Genomic DNA, 823 nt, shown 5'->3' on the forward strand with positions numbered 1-823 from the left:
TTGCGGGAAGGGCTCCGGAGCCTTTCCTTTTATCTTAATAAGGACAGTATAATGGTCTATGGCTGGACAATCAAGAGGTCAGGTGATGGACAAGATAAGAAATCATAAACAACATTTCAACATTATTCATTTAACTTGTAGTATAATTATATTTTCATAATCCGTCATTGTCAATCATAATCCGTCATTTATATTCACAAATAATCACACTAAAAATTGTTGGAAATATATAAAGCAAGTTTTAAAATTGTGCACTATATGCAAATGCAACATTCATTTTTGTGCAGAATATACCATATATATCATTAATACTTGCCTAATTACTATTTTTAGTATCTTTTCTATTACTAATTTTTATTTTGCATCAATCTAACTTTGACTGATTTTGACTGTTTTTTCAAAAAAATATAAGAGTTGTCAAAATAGAGAAATATAATTCTGTTTATCAGGCTTATATTTCTCTTTATTAATTTAGTGTAGCATCCTGAAAAATAATGTAGAAAATTTAAAAATAATGAAATCTGTACAACATATATTACGAATATTACATAAAATCCACAATATATTTTATTTGCAAATTATATAAAAGAAAGACCACATCATAAACTGATGTAGTCCTTTTAAGAGAGGTGACAGCCGGATTTGAACCGGCGATGACGGTGTTGCAGACCGGGGCCTTACCACTTGGCTATGTCACCATATATTATACTAAAAAACTCCCCGAGTAGGGCTCGAACCTACAACAACTCGGTTAACAGCCGAGTGCTCTACCATTGAGCTATCGAGGATTATTAAGGTTTGTACCTTCAAAACTTCATACAAA

2 tRNA genes are annotated in these 823 nt (G+C 31.1%); both read right to left on the bottom strand.

Annotated elements, in window-relative coordinates:
- Positions 1–627: 627 nt before the first annotated feature.
- A tRNA-Cys gene (locus tag ACTQ1L_RS15230) sits at positions 628–698 on the bottom strand.
- Positions 699–716: 18 nt separating this feature from the next.
- Positions 717–788: transfer RNA gene (locus tag ACTQ1L_RS15235), tRNA-Asn, on the bottom strand.
- Positions 789–823 lie beyond the last annotated feature (35 nt).

Origin of the sequence: Agathobacter sp. LCP21S3_B2, from assembly GCF_052118705.1 — a bacterium.
In the GTDB taxonomy this organism is placed as follows: Bacteria; Bacillota; Clostridia; order Lachnospirales; family Lachnospiraceae; genus Roseburia.